Annotated in this window: 13 protein-coding genes; 10 read left to right on the top strand and 3 right to left on the bottom strand. The window is 64.0% G+C overall.

The window, feature by feature from the left end:
• Positions 1–1,100, bottom strand: a 1,100-nt coding sequence (locus L610_RS16090) for an AMP-binding protein (protein ID WP_144706312.1), incomplete at its 3' end; no start/stop codon positions are given.
• 180 nt (positions 1,101–1,280) lie between these two features.
• On the opposite strand from L610_RS16090, the gene L610_RS16085 reads away from it, so the two are divergent.
• A complete protein-coding gene (locus L610_RS16085) occupies positions 1,281–2,387 on the top strand; it encodes a DUF2235 domain-containing protein (protein WP_186441547.1) in 1,107 nt (368 codons plus the stop codon).
• Position 2,388: 1 nt separating this feature from the next.
• Here L610_RS16085 and L610_RS16080 read toward each other — a convergent pair whose 3' ends face one another.
• Positions 2,389–3,051 carry a YggS family pyridoxal phosphate-dependent enzyme gene (locus L610_RS16080; RefSeq protein ID WP_024849812.1) on the bottom strand — a complete coding sequence of 221 codons (663 nt, stop codon included), beginning with the start codon at positions 3,049–3,051 and terminating at the stop codon, positions 2,389–2,391.
• A 152-nt stretch (positions 3,052–3,203) separates the two neighbouring features.
• Here L610_RS16080 and leuS point away from each other — a divergent pair, with 152 nt between their 5' ends.
• The gene (gene leuS, locus L610_RS16075; protein ID WP_144706308.1) at positions 3,204–5,831 is read left to right on the top strand and encodes a leucine--tRNA ligase; all 2,628 of its coding nucleotides are present in this window, start codon (positions 3,204–3,206) and stop codon (positions 5,829–5,831) included.
• Entirely contained in the window at positions 5,818–6,456 is a 639-nt protein-coding gene (gene lptE / locus L610_RS16070; protein WP_024849810.1) for an LPS assembly lipoprotein LptE, read from the top strand. Before leuS ends, lptE begins: the two co-directional genes overlap by 14 nt.
• A gap of 21 nt (positions 6,457–6,477) precedes the next feature.
• Here lptE and fsa read toward each other — a convergent pair whose 3' ends face one another.
• A complete protein-coding gene (gene fsa, locus L610_RS16065) occupies positions 6,478–7,131 on the bottom strand; it encodes a fructose-6-phosphate aldolase (RefSeq protein WP_024849809.1) in 654 nt (217 codons plus the stop codon).
• A 93-nt stretch (positions 7,132–7,224) separates the two neighbouring features.
• Here fsa and L610_RS16060 point away from each other — a divergent pair, with 93 nt between their 5' ends.
• The 7 genes from L610_RS16060 to L610_RS16030 all read left to right on the top strand — a co-directional run bounded on the left by L610_RS16060 (position 7,225) and on the right by L610_RS16030 (position 15,173).
• Positions 7,225–9,402, top strand: a complete 2,178-nt coding sequence (locus L610_RS16060; RefSeq protein ID WP_144706306.1) for a primosomal protein N' — start codon at positions 7,225–7,227, stop codon at positions 9,400–9,402.
• 89 nt (positions 9,403–9,491) lie between these two features.
• Positions 9,492–9,887 carry a DUF4345 family protein gene (locus tag L610_RS16055; protein WP_024849807.1) on the top strand — a complete coding sequence of 132 codons (396 nt, stop codon included), beginning with the start codon at positions 9,492–9,494 and terminating at the stop codon, positions 9,885–9,887.
• A gap of 251 nt (positions 9,888–10,138) precedes the next feature.
• Complete coding sequence (locus L610_RS16050; RefSeq protein ID WP_371713065.1) at positions 10,139–10,681, top strand: F0F1 ATP synthase subunit delta; 543 nt, start codon at positions 10,139–10,141, stop codon at positions 10,679–10,681.
• Positions 10,681–12,207, top strand: coding sequence for a F0F1 ATP synthase subunit alpha (gene atpA / locus L610_RS16045; RefSeq protein ID WP_024849805.1), 1,527 nt, complete (start codon positions 10,681–10,683; stop codon positions 12,205–12,207). Before L610_RS16050 ends, atpA begins: the two co-directional genes overlap by 1 nt.
• Positions 12,208–12,237: 30 nt before the next feature.
• Positions 12,238–13,113, top strand: a complete 876-nt coding sequence (locus tag L610_RS16040; RefSeq protein WP_024849804.1) for a F0F1 ATP synthase subunit gamma — start codon at positions 12,238–12,240, stop codon at positions 13,111–13,113.
• Between the two features lie 66 nt (positions 13,114–13,179).
• Positions 13,180–14,712, top strand: coding sequence for a F0F1 ATP synthase subunit beta (gene atpD / locus L610_RS16035; protein ID WP_144706302.1), 1,533 nt, complete (start codon positions 13,180–13,182; stop codon positions 14,710–14,712).
• A 56-nt stretch (positions 14,713–14,768) separates the two neighbouring features.
• Positions 14,769–15,173 carry a F0F1 ATP synthase subunit epsilon gene (locus L610_RS16030; RefSeq protein WP_024849802.1) on the top strand — a complete coding sequence of 135 codons (405 nt, stop codon included), beginning with the start codon at positions 14,769–14,771 and terminating at the stop codon, positions 15,171–15,173.
• The last annotated feature ends 177 nt before the right edge of the window (positions 15,174–15,350 follow it).

The raw sequence follows: 15,350 nt of genomic DNA, 5'->3' as shown, positions 1-15,350 counted from the left end.
CCCATCAGCGCGCGGATGGCTGTCGGGGCGGTGTAGAAGATGTTGACCTTGTGCTTGTCGACCACATCCCAGAAGCGGCCGGCGTCGGGATAGTTCGGCACGCCCTCGAACATCAGCGTCGTTGCCCCATTCGCGAGCGGGCCATAGACGATGTAGGAGTGGCCAGTCACCCAGCCGACATCGGCCGTGCACCAGTAGATGTCGCCGTCATGGTAGTCGAAGACGTACTGGTGCGTCATCGAGGCATAGACGAGATAGCCGCCGGTGGTGTGAAGCACCCCCTTCGGCTTGCCGGTCGAACCCGACGTATAGAGGATGAAGAGCGGGTCCTCCGCGTTCATCTTCTCGGGTTCGCAGGTTGGCTCCACCTTGCGGACTTCGTCGTGGTACCAGAGGTCGCGGCCGTTCGCCCAGCCGACCTTGCCGCCGGTGCGGCGCACGACGAGCACGTTCTTGACCATGACATGGCTTTTGGCGGCAATGTCGATTGCCTTGTCGGTGTTGTCCTTGAGCGGAATGGAGCGGCCGCCGCGCAGCCCCTCGTCGGCGGTAATGACAAAGGTCGACTCGCAGTCGACGATGCGGCCGGCCAGCGCTTCCGGCGAGAAGCCGCCGAAGACGACCGAGTGGATGGCGCCGATGCGCGCGCAGGCAAGCATCGCATAGGCTGCCTCGGGGATCATCGGCATGTAGATGGTGACGCGGTCGCCCTTCTTGACGCCGTGCGCCTTCAGGACGTTGGCGAGCCGGCAGACATGCTCGTAAAGCTCGCGATAGGTGATCTTCTTGTCGTCGTACGGATTGTCGCCTTCCCAGATGATGGCGACCTGATCGCCGCGCTTGTCGAGATGGCGGTCGATGCAGTTGTAGGAGACGTTGGTCTCGCCGTCCTCGAACCACTTGATCGAGACATTGCCCTCGAACGAGGCGTTGGAGACCTTCGTATACGGCTTGAACCAGTCGATGCGCTTGCCGTGCTCGCCCCAGAACCCGTCGGGATCCGTAATGCTCGCCTCATACCATTTGAGGTAGGTCTCGTTGTCGATCAGCGCGTCCTTCTTCCACGCAGACTGGACAGGGTGAACCAAGCTACTCGACATGCAATTCTCCTCCTCAAGACGGCTCCCGATCTGCGGTGCCGGGCGGGCATTATTCCCAAAATGAGCGCCACGACAATATCGCCGTTGCTGCAGTTTGAAACCTTGCAGCCGGCGACAATCAACCAAGCGGCCAAATCATGCTAGTCTCCGTGCGGTGCGGGTGGCGCTGGAGGGATGCCCATGCCGGGAAACGACGCGAACTGGATCCTGATCTTTTCCGACGGGACCGGTCAGCGCGGAGTGCGCGACGACGCCAGCATCAAGAACACCAACGTTTTTCAGCTCTACATCGCCGTCGAGGACAAGCCGGGATTCGAAGCCTTCTACGATCCGGGGCTGGGAGCTCCGGCTGAAGGCAGCCTTGCCTGGACGCGCACGTTCCGCAACCTGTGGAGCAAGGCGACCGGCTGGGGGATCACCGCCAACATCGTCGATTGCTACGAGGCGCTGATCATGCGCTGGAAGCCGGAGATGCCGATCGGCCTGTTCGGCTTCAGCCGCGGCGCCTACACGGTTCGCTCCCTCGGCGGAGTGCTTTCGACCTGCGGGGTGGCGACGCAGATTGACGGCCGGCCGATCCCGAAGGATGAGAGCGGCCCGGCGGCGAAGCGCAGGCGCGAGGTCGCCGAGGAAGCGGTCGCCGCTTACAAGATCAGCGACAGGCACGAACGCAAGGCTGCCGGCGAGGCGTTCATGCGGCGCTACGGGTCCAAGGCGCGTGTGCCGGAAGTGATCGGCGTGTTCGACACGGTGAAGGCGCTGGGTCTTCCCGGCGTGATGGACGCGGTGAACCCGTTCCGGCACGAGTTCCACGACCATGAGCTGTCGAAGGCAGTCGATGTCGGGCTGCAGGCGCTGTCGATCGACGAGAACCGCAAGACTTTTGCGCCGGTGCTGTGGGACGATCCCGACCAGGAGGCGCGGGCGCGCGGCCAGGTGATCGAGCAGGTATGGTTCCCGGGGGTGCATTCCGACGTCGGCGGCGGCTATGACGACAACCGCCTTGCCGACCTGCCGCTCGCCTGGATGGTGCAGCGGCTGAAGGATCTCGTCGGCCTGCAAATTCCGCTGACCGTGACGATCGACGACAAGCTGCTCGCCCCGCACCACGACGAGCGCACCGGCATGGGCGCGATGTGGCTGCCGGGCGAGCGGACGATTCGCGGCGAGGCGATCGACCGCGATGCGGCGGCCGAAAATCTCGAGATCCGTTTCAGCAGGTTTGCGCCGCCCTATCGGCCGAACCCGCTCGCACGACACCCGCGCTTCGCGCGCTTCTACCGGTGATCTAGCGACTGCCGAAGATGGCGGAGCCCACGCGCACGCTGGTCGCGCCGAAGGCGACCGCGGTCTCGAAGTCGCCCGACATGCCCATCGACAGCTTCTCGACGCCCGCCTCGCGGGCGAGCTTTTCGAGGAGCGCAAAGTGCGGGCCGGGATTTTCCTCGACCGGCGGGATGCACATCAGCCCTTCGATCTTCAGGCCATGCACCTCGCGGCAGCGGTTGACGAAGGCCACCGCCTCGCGCGGGTCGATGCCTGCCTTTTGCTCCTCAAGGCCGGTGTTCACCTGCACGTAGAGTTTTGGCGCCTTGCCCTGCTTCGCGATTTCCTTCCCGAGCTCAGCGGCGATCTTCTCGCGGTCGACGGTTTCGATCACGTCGAACAGGGCGACGGCTTCCTTCGCCTTGTTGGACTGGAGCGGGCCGATCAGGTGGAGCTCGATGTCGGGAAAGTCTTCGCGCAGTGCGGGCCATTTGCCCTGCGCTTCCTGCACGCGATTCTCGCCGAAGACGCGCTGACCGGCCTCAAGGACAGGCCGGATCGCGTCTGCGTCGAAGGTCTTCGAGACCGCAACAAGCGCCACCGATCCGGCAGGGCGCTTTGCTTCGCGCTCGGCTTCTGCAATCCTGCTTTTCACGGCCTCAAGCCGCTCAACCGCATCACTCATGCTTCAAATTCCGCTGTTTTCGGCGTCATTTCGCCCGATTTGGTTGACGGTTCCCGGAAACCATGGTGAAGGCATGCCGTGCAATTCGACATCTCGGCACCTTGCAACCCTTCCGGCACCCTTTCGGGCGTCTTTTAGGTGAATTTCTGGTCATGGCAACCGAACGATACAACCCCCGCGCATCCGAACCCAAATGGCAGAAGGCATGGGACGAGGCTCAGCTATTCGCCACCAAGAACGACGACCCGCGTGAGAAGTATTACGTGCTGGAGATGTTCCCCTACCCGTCGGGGCGCATCCACATGGGCCATGTGCGCAACTACACGATGGGTGACGTCGTAGCGCGCTACAAGCGTGCGAAGGGCTTCAACGTCCTCCACCCGATGGGCTGGGACGCATTCGGCCTGCCGGCGGAGAACGCGGCGCGCGACAACAAGGTCAACCCGCGCAAGTGGACCTACGCCAACATCGAGACGATGAAGGGCCAGCTGAAGACGATGGGCCTGTCGCTCGACTGGGCGCGCGAGTTCGCGACCTGCGACCCATCCTACTACCGCCACCAGCAGAAGATGTTCCTCGACTTCTGGAAGGCCGGCCTCGTCGAACGCCGCAACGCCAAGGTCAACTGGGACCCGGTCGACATGACCGTGCTTGCCAATGAGCAGGTGATCGACGGCCGTGGCTGGCGCTCCGGCGCGCTGGTCGAGCAGCGCGACCTGACGCAGTGGTTCTTCAAGATCACCTCGATGGCGCAGGACCTGCTCGACGGCCTCGATACGCTCGACCGCTGGCCGGAGAAGGTCAAGCTGATGCAGTCGAACTGGATCGGCCGGTCGGAAGGCCTGCAGGTCCGCTGGAAGCTCGATCCGGCAACCGCGCCGGAGGGCGAGACTGAGCTCGAGATCTACACGACCCGTCCGGACACGATCTTCGGCGCCTCGTTCATGGCAATCGCCGGCGACCACCCGCTCGCCAGGAAGGCGGCGGAGTCGAACCCGGAACTCGCCGCCTTCATCGAGGAAATCCGCCGCCGTGGCACCTCCGCCGTCGAGCTCGAGACCGCCGAGAAGCAGGGTTTTGACACGGGCATCCGCGTCGTCCACCCGTTCGACGAGAACTGGACGCTGCCGGTCTACGTCGCCAACTTCGTGCTCATGGACTACGGAACGGGCGCGATCTTCGGCTGCCCGTCGGGCGACCAGCGCGACCTCGATTTCGCTCGCAAGTACGGCCTGCCGGTCGTGCCGGTGGTGATGCCGAAGGACGGCGACGCCGCAACCTTCGAGATCGGCGACGAGGCCTATACGGAGGACGGCGTGATGATCAATTCGCGCTTCCTCGACGGCAAGTCGCCGAAGGAAGCGTTCGAGGAGGTGGCGAGCCGCCTCGAAGCCACGACGCTCGGCAACCGTCCGCAGGCGCAGCGCAAGGTCCAGTTCCGCCTGCGCGACTGGCTGATCTCGCGTCAGCGCTACTGGGGCTGCCCGATCCCGGTTATCCACTGCGACGACTGCGGCGCGGTGCCGGTTCCGGCGGACCAGCTGCCGGTGCTGTTGCCTGACGACGTCACCTTCGACAAGCCGGGCAACCCGCTCGACCATCATCCGACGTGGAAGCACACCTCGTGCCCGAAGTGCGGCAAGGATGCGCGCCGCGATACCGACACGATGGACACCTTCGTCGACTCGTCCTGGTACTTCGCCCGCTTCACCGATCCGTGGAACGAGAACGCTCCGACGACGCTGGAATATGTCGATGGCGACAAGGGCTGGCTCGGCGTCGACCAGTATATCGGTGGCATCGAGCATGCGATCCTGCATCTGCTCTATTCGCGCTTCTTCGCCCGGGCGATGAAGGCGACCGGCCACCTCAACGTGGTCGAGGAGCCGTTCAAGGGCCTGTTCACGCAGGGCATGGTGGTGCACGAGACCTACAAGGGTCCGAACGGCTGGGBCACCCCCGCCGAAATCACCATCACCGAGGCTGACGGCAAGCGCACGGCAAAGCTCAACGCCACCGGTGAGCCGGTCGAAATCGGCTCGATCGAGAAGATGTCGAAGTCGAAGAAGAACGTCGTTGACCCTGATGACATCATCGGCAGCTACGGCGCGGACACCGCTCGCTGGTTCATGCTGTCCGACTCGCCGCCGGAGCGCGACGTGATCTGGACCGAGGCCGGCGTCGAGGGCGCGCACCGCTTCGTCCAGCGGGTCTGGCGCCTGATCTCGGAAGTGGCTCCGCTGCTCGCCGGTGCTGCGGAAGCCCCGGCGCGCGAGGGCGATGCCGCGGCGCTGTCCAAGGCCGTTCACAAGACGATCAAGGCGGTTGGCGAGGAGATCGAGCGCCTCGGCTTCAACAAGGCCGTCGCCAAGCTCTACGAGCTGGTCAACACGATCTCGCCGTTTGCTCAGAAGGCAGCCTCTGCGGACGATGTGACGAAGGCGGCTCTGCGTGATGCCGTGGTCGCGCTGGTCAAGATGATTGCGCCTATGATGCCGCACCTTGCCGAAGAGTGCTGGGAAACGCTCGGCTGCGAGGGGCTGGTCGCGAATCAGGCCTGGCCGGACTACGACGCGTCGCTCGTCGTGGACGACGAAATCGTCATCCCGCTGCAGATCAACGGCAAGAAGCGCGGCGATTTGACAATTTCCAGAAACGCGGATCAATCTGAGATCCAGGCGGCGGCCCTCGCGACCGACGTCGTCCGCGCGGCGCTGGAGGGCAAGGAGCCGCGCAAGGTCATCGTCGTACCGCAGAGGATCGTCAATGTCGTCATCTGACCGGGCAGCCAGGCAATCTCGCAGGCGCGGGGTTGCCGCCATCCTGCTGGCGCTCGTCGCTCTGGGCGGCTGCACGGTGCAGCCGCTTTATGGCGACCGCTCGCCGGCAGCTGGCGCGCTCGCGTTTGACAGCGCGGTGCTTGCCTCGGTCGATGTGGCGCCCGCCCGCGACCGTGTCGGGCAGGAGGTCCGCAATCACCTGATCTTCCTGTTGGGCGGCGGCAAGGGCCAGCCGTCCAGCCCGGTCTACCGCATCGATCTCGGCGTTGCAGCGCTCGAATCGAGCGGCCCGACCATCGAGACCAAAGCGAGCACGCTCGAGCCCTCATCGGGCATCATGACGGTGCGCAGCCGGTACACGCTCACCGAGATCGCGACCGGCAAGGTCATCTCGCGCGGTGTGCGCTCGGTTCAGGCGGCATTCGATATTCCGGCACAGGAATTTGCGGCGTTGCGGGCGCGGCGCGATGCGCAGAACCGCGCGGCGCGCGAGCTTGCGGAGCTGATGCGGCTCGTGATCGCGCAGGAACTGCGCGCTGCCACCTCGACGCAAAGCCCGGCGATCATTTCCACTCCTGAAGAGCTTCAGGAACGCGACAGGCCAGGAGAGCCGGCCAGCTTCTGACCGGCTCATCCATCACTCGTATCAGCCGATCTTCTGACCGGTCTTCGCCCAGTCGGCGAGGAACTGCTCCAGGCCCTTGTCGGTCAGCGGATGCTTGACCAGCGCCTTCAGCGTCGCCGGCGGAACGGTCGCGACGTCCGCACCGATCAGCGCGGCCTGCTTCACATGGTTGACCGTGCGGATCGAGGCCGCGAGGATCTCGGTGTTGAAGCTGTAGTTGTCGTAGATGGTGCGGATCTCGGAGATCAGCTCCATGCCGTCGAGGCCCAGGTCGTCAACGCGGCCGATGAACGGCGAGATGAAGGTCGCGCCAGCCTTGGCAGCAAGCAGCGCCTGGTTGGCCGAGAAGCAGAGCGTGACGTTGACCATGCGGCCGCTGGAGGTCAGCGCCTTGCATGCCTTCAGGCCGTCAAGTGTCAGCGGCAGCTTGATGCAGACATTGTCGGCGATCTTCGACAGGATGTCTGCCTCGCGCATCATCTCGGAGTATTCGGTGGCGACCACTTCAGCCGAAACCGGACCGTCGACGATGTCGCAGATTTCCTTGGTGACTTCGAGGATGTTGCCGCCGGACTTCAGGATCAGCGACGGGTTGGTCGTCACGCCATCAAGCAGGCCGAGGTCGTTGAGTTCGCGGATTTCCTTCACATCCGCAGTGTCGACAAAGAATTTCATGGCTTCCTTCCTTGGAGACTCGGGCAGGGGGGAGGCCCTGTCTGTTCCGATTGCCACTTGCTCTAGCGCAGGAAGCGGGCAAGGTCACGCCCGATGAATGAAGATTCGAAAACCTTGCGCATCGTGCCCGTCATGGTGCCGATGCCGGCCGAACGGCCCTACTCCTACTCCGTGCCGGAGGGCATGGAGGTGGAGCCGGGTTCGATCGTTCGCGTGCCACTCGGCCCGCGCGAGGTTGCCGGTATTGTCTGGGACACGCCGACAGATCGGGTTGATCCGAAGAAGCTCAGGCCGATCAGCCAGGTGTTTGACTGCCCGCCGATCGATGAAGCCTCGCGGCGTTTCGTGGATTGGGTGGCGAACTGGACGCTGGCCGCCCCTGGCATGGTCGCTCGCATGTTCCTTCGTGCGCCGGCTGCCTTCGATCCCGAGCCGCCGATGGAAGGTATCCGCTGGGCGGGAAGCGAGCCTGACCGCATGACGGACGCACGGCGCCGGGTGCTGGAACTTGCCCGCGACGGCATGGCCTGGACCCGCTCAGGTATCGCACGGGCCGCAGGTGTGTCTCCGACGGTGGTGAACGGCCTTGCCGAACAGGGCCTGTTCGACTCCGTCGACATTCCGGCCCCGCCGGTCGTCGCAGCACCCGATCCCGACTACGCGCAGCCGTCGCTGTCGCCGGACCAGCAGGCCGCGGCCGATTCGCTGATCGAGAAGATCGGCGCGGGATTTTCCACCACGCTCCTCGACGGCGTAACAGGTTCGGGCAAGACGGAGGTCTATCTCGAGGCGATCGCCGAGGCAGTACGGCGCGGCAAGCAGGTGCTGGTGCTCGTGCCGGAAATCGCTCTGACGGCCGCCTTCCTCGAACGCTTCCACGACCGCTTTGGCGCGAGGCCCGCCGAATGGCACTCCGACCTTGCCCCGCGCACCCGTGAGCGGGTGTGGCGGCAGGTGGCCGAAGGTCGTGTGCGGGTGGTCGCCGGTGCACGCTCATCGCTGTTCCTGCCGTTTCGCGACCTTGGCCTCATCGTCGTCGACGAGGAGCATGACCCTGCCTACAAGCAGGAAGACCGCGTCTATTATTCCGCGCGCGACATGGCGGTTGTGCGCGGCCACCTCGGCAAATTTCCAGTGGTGCTGGCCTCGGCAACGCCTTCTGTCGAGACGCAGGTCAACGCGCTGCAGGGCCGCTATTCCCGCGTCGTGCTGCCAACCCGCTTTGCCTCAGCGGCAATGCCGGATCTGCGCGCCATTGATATGCGCAAATCCCCGCCCGCGCGCGGCGGTTTTTTGTCCCCGGCGCTGCTGGAGGAAGTCGCCAGGACTATTGAGCGCAAGGAGCAGGCCCTACTGTTCCTCAACCGGCGCGGCTATGCCCCGCTGACGCTCTGCCGGGTGTGCGGTCACCGTTTCCAGTGTCCTGACTGCTCTAGCTGGCTGGTCGAGCACCGGTTCCGTGGCAAGCTCGTCTGCCACCAGTGCGGTCACAACGAGAACCGGCCGGAGGCGTGCCCGTCCTGCGGCACGCTTGATCATCTAGTTGCCTGCGGTCCCGGCGTTGAGCGAATCGCCGAGGAGATCGACCGGCATTTTCCGGACGCGCGAACCATCGTGCTTTCCTCCGACATGGGCGGCGTGAAAAGGCTCAGGCTCGAGTTCGAGGCGGTGGCCAATGGTGAGGCCGACATCGTCGTCGGCACCCAGCTCGTCGCCAAGGGTCACAATTTTCGCAACATGACGCTGGTAGGCGTGATCGATGCCGATATCGGCCTTGCTAATGGCGATCCGCGCGCGGCAGAGCGCACCTTCCAGCTGCTCAACCAGGTGACTGGCCGTGCCGGCCGCACCGGCAAGAGGAGCCTTGGCCTCATCCAGACCTACCAGCCGCACCATCCGGTGATGCGGGCGCTGGTGTCCGGCGATGCGAAAGCTTTCTATGAGCAGGAGATCGCCGCGCGCGAGCGTGAGCACCTGCCGCCGTTCGGCCGGCTTGCGGCGCTCGTGGTGAGCGCCGCGACCAGAGCTGAAGCGGAGGCGCATGCCCGCGCCCTGCGAAGGGCTGCTCCCGAGGTGTCGGACATCGCGATTCTGGGCCCGGCCGAGGCACCGCTGGCGGTGATCGCGGGACGTCACCGGTTCCGGCTGCTCGTCCACGGCGAGCGCAAGTCGGATATCCAGTCCTATCTGCGCAAGCTGCTTGCCGATGCGCCGAAGGAGCGCGGCTCGGTCAGGGTGCAGGTGGACGTCGATCCGCAGAGTTTTCTCTGACGCCGACAAATTGCTGCGGGGCGTGCGAGGCTTCGCGACAGCCGCGAAGCCATCGCTTATTGTGCGCGCGAATCTCTTGGAGGGACCCGATGGAATTCGCGTTTCCATGGCCGCTGACCCAGGGCGAATGGCTGGCCTGGTCCGTGGCGGCATTTACGCTCGTCTATGGCCTCGTCATGCTGTTTGCGCCGAGGCTCACCCTGAAAATCCTGCGGCTGCAGCCCGCGTCCGAACATCCCGAGGCGGTGGCCGAAGCTCGCGCGACCATGTCCGGCTTCTATATTGGCGTCGGGCTGGCCGCGATCCTGCTGGCCCAACCGCTCATCTATCTCACGCTCGGCGTATGCTGGGCGCTGACGGCTTTCGGCCGCATCGTTTCGATGCTGTCGGATAATGGAAATACGGTTTACAATTGGGTTGCGCTGGTCGTTGACCTGGCTCTCGCCGCCTGCGTGCTGGCCTTCGCGCTCGGCATGGTGCCGTGATTCTTGCCGCCGCCGCGTGATTGATTTGCGCGGCTGCGACAAATCAGCCCCAAAGAGCGGTTTTCCCCGTGTTGCGACCGAGGAAAGCCTGTGCTAGACGGCATTCGACTTTCAGTTGGGGACGGGGCCTGGCCCTAAATCCCCGTGGAAAATTTCAACCCGGTCAGAGATTTAGGCAGAGCACCGACTCAGGCTCCCGAATCTATGTCCGCAGAGCAGAGAAAAGGCGGTCCGTGGCAAAGTCAGGCTCGATGATCTCAGCGGTGGCCGAGCGGTATGCGGGTTCGCTTCATGACCTCGCCGTAGAAGCCGGACAGGTGGCGCAGGTCGAGCAGGACCTTGCGCGTTTTGAGGCTCTCATCGAAGAGAGCGATGATCTCAAGCGCCTGATCTCCAGTCCCGTGTTTTCTGCAGAAGACCAGTTCAAGGCTGTGTCGGCGATTGCCGACAAGGCCGAGATCGGCGGTTTGGTCGGCAATTTCCTGCGCGTTGTTGCGCAGAATCGCCGCCTGTTCGCCATTCCGGGCATCATTCGTGCCTTTCGCGAGATCGCAGCGCGTGCGCGCGGCGAAGTCGCTGCCGAGGTGGCGTCTGCGCATGAGCTGACTGCCGCCCAGCAAAAGGAGCTGAAGGCTGCACTGTCTGAGGTTGCCGGCAGGGATGTCGCAATCAAGCTGACGGTGGACCCCTCGCTTCTTGGCGGTCTTGTGGTCAGGATGGGCTCGCGCCAGATCGACACATCGCTAAAAACCAAACTCGCTTCGCTTAAGCTCGCACTGAAAGAGGTCGGCTGATGGATATCCGCGCTGCGGAAATTTCCGCAATTCTGAAGGATCAGATTAAGAATTTCGGCAAGGAAGCCGAAGTTTCCGAGGTTGGCCAGGTTCTGTCCGTCGGCGACGGTATTGCTCGCGTCTACGGCCTCGACAATGTCCAGGCCGGTGAGATGGTTGAGTTCCCGGGCGGCATCCGCGGCATGGCGCTCAACCTTGAAGCCGACAACGTCGGTGTCGTTATTTTCGGTTCTGACCGCGACATCAAGGAAGGCGACACCGTCAAGCGTACCGGCGCGATCGTGGACGTCCCGGTCGGTCCGGAGCTGCTCGGCCGTGTCGTTGACGCGCTCGGCAACCCGATTGACGGCAAGGGCCCGATCAACGCCAAGGAACGCCGCCGCGTCGATGTGAAGGCTCCTGGCATCATCCCGCGCAAGTCGGTGCATGAGCCGATGTCGACCGGCCTCAAGGCCATCGACGCCCTGATCCCGGTTGGCCGCGGCCAGCGCGAGCTCGTCATCGGCGACCGCCAGACCGGCAAGACCGCGATCATTCTCGATACCTTCCTCAACCAGAAGCCGCTCAACGACGGCGACGACGAGAGCCAGAAGCTCTACTGTGTGTACGTCGCTGTCGGCCAGAAGCGTTCGACCGTCGCGCAGTTCGTGAAGGTCCTCGAGGAGCGTGGCGCTCTCGAGTACTCGATCGTCATCGCCGCGACCGCTTCGGACCCGGCTCCGCTGCAGTATCTCGCCCCGTTCGCGGGCGCTGCGATGGGCGAATACTTCCGTGACAACGGCAAGCACTCGCTGATCGCATACGACGACCTGACCAAGCAGGCTGTGGCTTACCGCCAGATGTCGCTGCTGCTCCGCCGCCCGCCGGGCCGTGAAGCTTACCCGGGCGACGTCTTCTACCTGCACTCGCGTCTGCTCGAGCGCGCTGCGAAGATGAGCGACGAGATGGGCGCCGGCTCCATGACCGCTCTGCCGGTCATCGAAACCCAGGCGAACGACGTCTCGGCGTACATCCCGACCAACGTGATCTCGATCACCGACGGCCAGATCTTCCTCGAGACCAACCTGTTCTTCCAGGGTATCCGCCCGGCCGTGAACGTGGGTCTGTCGGTGTCGCGCGTCGGCTCCGCCGCCCAGATCAAGGCGATGAAGCAGGTCGCAGGCTCGATCAAGGGTGAGCTCGCCCAGTACCGTGAAATGGCTGCGTTCGCGCAGTTCGGTTCGGACCTTGACGCTGCAACCCAGCGCCTGCTGAACCGCGGTGCTCGCCTGACCGAACTCCTGAAGCAGCCGCAGTTCTCGCCGCTGAAGACGGAAGAGCAGGTCGCCGTCATCTTCGCCGGTACCCAGGGTTACCTCGACAATCTTCCGATCAATCAGGTCGGCAAGTTCGAGCAGGGTCTGCTGACGCACCTGCGTTCGCAGGGCTCGGTCCTGGAAGCCATCCGCAAGGAGAAGGCGCTTTCCGACGATCTGCGCGCCAAGCTCAAGGCCGAGATCGACGCGTTCGCCAAGTCCTTCGCCTGAGGCAAAGCGTAGAGGAACAGGGGCAGCCGAATGGCTTCACTGAAAGAACTTCGCAACCGCATCGCCTCGGTGAAGGCAACGCAGAAGATCACCAAGGCGATGCAGATGGTCGCCGCGGCGAAGCTGCGTCGCGCTCAGGAGGCTGCGGAAGCCGCTCGCCCCTATTCGGAGCGAATGGCTGCGGTGATGGCCAATATTGGCAAGGTCGTTGATCCGGCTGACGCCCCGGCGCTGATGGCCGGTACCGGCAAGGACGACGTTCACCTGCTGATCGTCGCCACCGCCGAACGCGGCCTTTGCGGTGGTTTCAACTCGCAGATCGCGCGTTTTGCGCGCGATCATGCCCGCCGGCTTATCGCCGAGGGCAAGACGGTCAAGATCATCACCGTCGGCAAGAAGGGCTACGACATCCTTCGTCGCGACTTCGCCGACAAGATCATCGACCGCATCGAGCTGCGCGACGTCAAGCAGATCGGCTTCGCCAATGCTGACGCGATCGCTCGCAAGGTGATCTCGCTCTTCAACAAGGGCGAGTTCGACGTTGCGACGCTGTTCTACTCGCAGTTCAAGTCGGTGATCAGCCAGGTGCCGACTGCGCGCCAGCTCATCCCGGCCGCCGCGCCGGCTGCTGAAGAGCAGAATGGTGCCTGCGCGATCTACGAGTATGAGCCGGATGCCGGCGCGATCCTGTCGGATCTGATCCCGCGCAACATTTCGGTGCAGATCTTCAGCGCGCTGCTGGAAAATGCCGCCGGTGAAATGGGCGCCAAGATGTCGGCCATGGACAACGCGACGCGCAATGCGGGCGACATGATCAACAAGCTGTCGATCACGTACAACCGCCAGCGTCAGGCGAAGATCACCACCGAACTGATCGAAATCATCGCGGGTGCGGAAGCGCTCTAGTGCCGTTCTGCGCGGTGAAAGCCGCCGCAGGCCGGACAACAGGAACGATTGAAGAGGGTATTTAGAATGGCTAAAGCAGCTACCCCAAAGTCGGCCGAGGCGTCTGACGCCAAGGCCGCTAAGGCGCCCGCGGCCAAGAAGGCTTCGGCGAAGGTCGGCGCAGCCGCCGGCGTCGCGGCAAATGGCGCGACCGGCAGGATCCACCAGGTCATCGGCGCTGTCGTCGACGTCGCCTTCGACGGCGAGCTGCCGGCGATCCTGAACGCGCTCGAGACCGACAACCAGGGCAACCGCCTCGTCCTCGAGGTCGCGCAGCACCTCGGCGAGAACATCGTCCGCACCATCGCTATGGACGCGACCGAAGGTCTCGTCCGCGGCCAGCCGGTGCGCGACACGGGTGGTCCGATCTCGGTTCCGGTCGGCCCGCAGATGCTCGGCCGCATCATCAACGTCGTCGGCGAGCCAATCGACGAGTGCGGCCCGATCGAGGCGAGTGAAGTTCGTGGCATTCACGCTCCGGCTCCGGAGTATGTCGAGCAGTCGACCGAGGCGGCAATCCTCGTCACCGGCATCAAGGTCATCGACCTGCTGGCTCCGTACGCCAAGGGCGGTAAGATCGGCCTGTTCGGCGGCGCTGGCGTCGGCAAGACGGTTCTCATCCAGGAGCTCATCAACAACATCGCTAAGGCGCACGGCGGTTACTCCGTATTCGCTGGCGTCGGTGAGCGTACCCGTGAGGGCAACGACCTCTACCACGAGTTCATCGAATCGGGCGTGAACAAGAAGGGCGGCGGTGAAGGTTCCAAGGCCGCACTCGTTTACGGCCAGATGAACGAGCCTCCGGGGGCCCGCGCTCGCGTCGCTCTGACCGGTCTGACCGTTGCAGAGTACTTCCGCGACCAGGGTCAGGACGTGCTGTTCTTCGTGGACAACATCTTCCGCTTCACCCAGGCTGGTTCGGAAGTGTCGGCTCTTCTCGGCCGTATTCCTTCGGCCGTGGGTTATCAGCCGACGCTGGCAACCGACATGGGTGCTCTGCAGGAGCGCATCACCACGACCCAGAAGGGCTCGATTACCTCGGTTCAGGCCATCTACGTCCCTGCGGACGACCTGACCGACCCGGCGCCGGCAACGTCGTTCGCGCACCTTGACGCGACCACGACGCTGAACCGCGCGATCGCGGAAAAGGGTATCTACCCGGCTGTGGACCCGCTGGACTCCACGTCGCGTATGCTCGATCCGCAGATCGTCGGCGAGGAGCACTACCAGGTTGCTCGCGCCGTTCAGCAGACGCTGCAGCGCTACAAGGCTCTCCAGGACATCATCGCGATCCTGGGCATGGACGAGCTGTCCGAAGAGGACAAGCTCACCGTTGCCCGCGCCCGCAAGATCGAGCGCTTCTTGTCGCAGCCGTTCTTCGTCGCTGAAGTCTTCACCGGTTCGCCGGGCAAGCTGGTCGACCTGCAGGACACCATCAAGGGCTTCAAGGGCCTGGTGAACGGCGAGTACGACCACCTTCCGGAAGCCGCCTTCTACATGGTCGGCACCATCGAGGAAGCGATCGAGAAGGCACAGCGTCTGGCTGCGGAAGCGGCGTAACAAAGGGAGTAGTGGCCAGCGGATGCCAAACGGCATCCGCCAGCTGCTAGGATTGCATGGCTGAAGCCTTCAAGTTTGAACTGGTCTCGCCCGAGCGGCTGCTCGTTTCCGAGATGGTCGAAGCTGTCACCATTCCGGCGACGGAAGGCGAGATGACGGTGATGGCCAAGCACGCGCCGGTCATGACCACGGTCAAGCCGGGCGTCGTCACCGTGAAGCAGGCATCGGGCGGCGAAACCCGTTTCGTCGTGTTCGGCGGCTTTGCCGACATCGTCCCGGAAGGCTGCACGCTGCTGGCGGAATCCGCCGTTGCAGTCGCAGACCTTGACCGCGAGGAACTCGCCCGCCGGATCCAGGACGCCAAGGAAGACGTCGCGGATGCCAAGGACGACGAGTCCCGCACCAAAGCCGAAGAGCTGCTGTCGCAGCTGCAGACGCTGCAGGGCGCGCTCGCAGCCTGAAGGCGACTGCATAGCGAATGAGAAGCCCGGCTCTGCCGGCCTTCAGACCACTGACAAACCCGCCGATTTTTTGGCGGGTTTTTCGTTGGGGCGGGATGACCGAGCGCAGGGGCGCTGCCGGTGCCTGACGAAGTGAAGATAATGAAGGGGCGAGAGGGCCTCATGCCCCCGCCAGGC

The sequence above is a fragment of the Aminobacter sp. J44 genome, from assembly GCF_007829415.1.
Lineage (GTDB): Bacteria > Pseudomonadota > Alphaproteobacteria > Rhizobiales > Rhizobiaceae > Aerobium.
The sequence above is the reverse complement of the archived record's forward strand: the minus strand, read 5'-3'. Positions and strand labels throughout refer to the sequence as shown.